Source organism: Acidobacteriota bacterium, from assembly GCA_003225175.1.
GTDB lineage: Bacteria > Acidobacteriota > Terriglobia > Terriglobales > Acidobacteriaceae > Gp1-AA112.
In genome coordinates this window covers 1-1,441 of record QIBA01000220.1, presented here as the reverse complement: position 1 = coordinate 1,441, position 1,441 = coordinate 1, and the positions used below count along the sequence as shown (strand labels likewise).

At 56.8% G+C, this 1,441-nt stretch carries 2 protein-coding genes; one reads left to right on the top strand and one right to left on the bottom strand.

The window, feature by feature from the left end; translation table 11 throughout:
- Nucleotides 1-501, top strand: a 501-nt coding sequence (locus DMG62_24750) for a DNA-binding response regulator (GenBank protein ID PYY19314.1), incomplete at its 5' end; no start/stop codon positions are given.
- A 444-nt stretch (nucleotides 502-945) separates the two neighbouring features.
- On the opposite strand, the gene DMG62_24745 is transcribed toward DMG62_24750, so the two are convergent.
- Nucleotides 946-1,302 carry a copper resistance protein CopC gene (locus DMG62_24745; GenBank protein ID PYY19313.1) on the bottom strand — a complete coding sequence of 119 codons (357 nt, stop codon included), beginning with the start codon at nucleotides 1,300-1,302 and terminating at the stop codon, nucleotides 946-948.
- Between the last annotated feature and the right edge of the window lie 139 nt (nucleotides 1,303-1,441).

Here is a 1,441-nt window from a genome sequence, read left to right as displayed (position 1 = left end):
GTATCGAAAGTGAAGTCACCGATCCTGATCCTCTCTGGCCTCGCCGGCATAGAGGACAAGATCAAAGGTCTCGGCTTCGGCGCCGATGACTACATGACCAAGCCATTCCATAAGGCTGAGCTGGTCGCGCGTATCCACGCCATCGTGCGCCGATCGAAAGGTCACGCCCAGTCAGTCATCAGCACTGACGGTTTATGTGTCAATCTCGATAGTAAGACAGTCGAGATCGACGGTGCGCGCGTGTATCTGACCGGCAAAGAGTACCAGATGCTGGAACTCCTGGCGTTGCGCAAGGGAACGACGCTGAGCAAGGAAATGTTCTTGAGCAATCTCTACGGCGGGATGGATGAGCCAGAGATGAAGATCATCGACGTCTTTATCTGCAAGCTGCGAAAAAAACTCGCTAGCGCATCGGGCGGCAAGGATTACATCGAGACGGTCTGGGGGCGTGGCTACGTAATGCGCGATCAAGCCGAGGCTGCCGCAAGGATTTCCGAGTGACGGAGTCCTCAGTCCGCTTTGGGTCACGTGTGGACGGCGTCTTGGCAAGAACTTTCTGACGTAGCTGCAGCATTGGTCGGGTGCGGTCACGTGTCCGGCCTGTTGATGCGGCGGATGTGCCGCTGGCCCTAATGCTCTGCGCGGATCGGGTCCCAATCGTAAGCACGCATTCAAAGATGCGCTGACCCAAGCGGGTTCTCCCGATCCCCGGATCGACCTTGTCTGCATTACGTCGTCGTGTCCTCGCCAATTCCTTCAAAGCTTCAGCTCCCAGGTTGGCAGTGGTTTCACCTCCTTGGTTGCTCTCGCTTTCAACCCAACCAGTATAGCACTTCGATACGTCGGAGCTGGCGCCGTCCACAGCATCAGAAGCAGACATTCTCGGAGGTTTGCGCCATGTCCGCTTTACCTCCGAAAGCGGACATCAGATCACTGTTAGTGCATTCAGTGGGCGTCAACGCTGAGTGTAAAACTGCCTTCGGTCTTGTGGGTGTCGGTGGATACCGCGCGCCAATTCACCTTGTAGATTCCGGCGCTCAAGGGTTTTAGGCTCACTCGCATCACGTTGCCGTTCACTCGCCCCTTATCTTGGCTGACTTCGATGCCGTTCGCGTCCGTCACTGTGAGGTTCGAGAATGCGGCCTCAAGCGTGTCCGTGAATGTGAGCGTCACCTCTTGTGGAGCTGCACTTAGGGCCGAGCCGGCCGATGGGCTCGCGTGCGAAAGGGCGGCATGTGAATGCGCGACTGGCACACTTACGATCAGCAAAAGCCATGATAAGGCGGCAGCGAACAAGCTCATGGGGACAGTTTCAGGCACGGCTCGATGATTCCCAGCCCAGGACGGGCACGCTCACGCAACGACATGGGGCGGTTTAATAGAAACAGCCGACGAAAGAGTCGAGTCTAACGCAACAGCTCCGGCAGCTTGGCGATAATTC

Coding starts and splice junctions, on each gene's coding strand:
- DMG62_24745 (PYY19313.1), bottom strand. CDS start 1,302: ATGAGCTTGTTCGCTGCCGCCTTATCATGGCTTTTGCTGATCGTAAGT.